Below are 1346 nucleotides of genomic sequence, written 5' to 3'. Positions count from 1 at the left end.
TTTCATATTCCCGCTCCCTCCTCAGTGGCAGTTTCAGCATTGCCGCATTACTGTAGAAGTGCTTCAGATGCCCCGGTACTGCGCCCGGTGATGACCATGGCAGCCCGATTAACAACCGCATTATCTCTGCCAGTGAGCCGCTGAAGCTCAGCTGATACGGCAGATAGTCACCTTTCAGGCTGAACGCCATTTTTACCATCTGATACCGCACCAGATTGTAGGTCAGCAGTATTCCCCACAACTCCTGCCTGACCATCTCCGGTAACTTACTTCTCAGTGTCCAGCGGTTGCCGCACAGATACTGTTTTGCTTCACGGTACCCCAGCTCTATTTCCCACCGGTGTTTATACAGTTCCGCTATGTCTGCCGCCGGGTAACGCATGGCATCTGTCATTGACGTGACAACCTGTCGCTCCACGCCGTTTACCTTACGGCTCACCAGCCGGACTGTGAGCGTATCCGGCAGTCCTTCCCACTGCTTTCTGGCCTGCGGGGAAGTCTTCAGGGTTATCAGCGCATCCTGTTTACCCAGCCTGCGAACCACTTCATACTGCGTGCCTTTTTTCAGCGGCAGCAGCCAGTGACGGTTTTCTCCGGCCCGGTGCCAGTTATCCAGCAGACCGGCTGACCAGAACCCCCGGTCGAACAGCGTCACGCTGTTATCCGGTACCTGTTCAGTCAGTCCTGCTGCCAGGCGCATTTCATTAACGTCATACCGGCCCATTACACTGGCACGCAGCAGATGGCTGCTCAGTTCCATCAGACACACCATACGAACCTGCGGGAAGCCCTTTTCGCCATGCTGGTTTTCCGCTTTTGCGAAGGCAGCAGCGTTTTCCGGTGTGTCCGGCGTTCGCCAGACCACACCATCAACGGCATTCAGCGTCAGTCCATGCCAGAGCGGATGCCGGGCTTCCTTGTGCCAGTGCTGTTGCGTAAGGTTAAACAACTCCCGGATAGCATCCTCGCCCAGTGTTTTACGGCGGGCGATAACGGAGCTGGGGGCAGTAAATGACCTTCCGGTGCGGTCAACGATATCCATCAGGTTGACGATATGAGAGAGAGGTTTGTTGTTGAAAATCGCCATGCCGATAACCAGCCAGACCATGGATTCGAGCGGGAGTTTACGTTTACGCAGAGTCACTGTATCAGTCAGGGAAAAAGCCTGCTGAATGAGGTCGTGGGGAAGAAGGTCGGCAAGGCTCTGGACCTCTTCGGGGGCGGTAAGATTAATAATGCCGAGGGCCTGGGACAGTTCCATTTAAAAAGGGCTCCATGATGAACACAGAACCCTTTTTACACCAGCCGCTGGATCGGTCAACCGATCCTTAAACGATCGGCATTAG

1 protein-coding gene is annotated in these 1346 nt (G+C 54.8%); it reads right to left on the bottom strand.

The features are described 5' to 3' along the window. The coding region (locus ACOTZP_RS23810) for an IS4 family transposase (RefSeq protein WP_271075014.1) at positions 1-1261 on the bottom strand (1261 nt) is incomplete at its 3' end. Between the last annotated feature and the right edge of the window lie 85 nt (positions 1262-1346).

The organism is Enterobacter cloacae complex sp. SYL001, assembly GCF_049237025.1.
Lineage (GTDB): Bacteria > Pseudomonadota > Gammaproteobacteria > Enterobacterales > Enterobacteriaceae > Enterobacter > Enterobacter intestinihominis.
The sequence above is the reverse complement of the archived record's forward strand: the minus strand, read 5'-3'. Positions and strand labels throughout refer to the sequence as shown.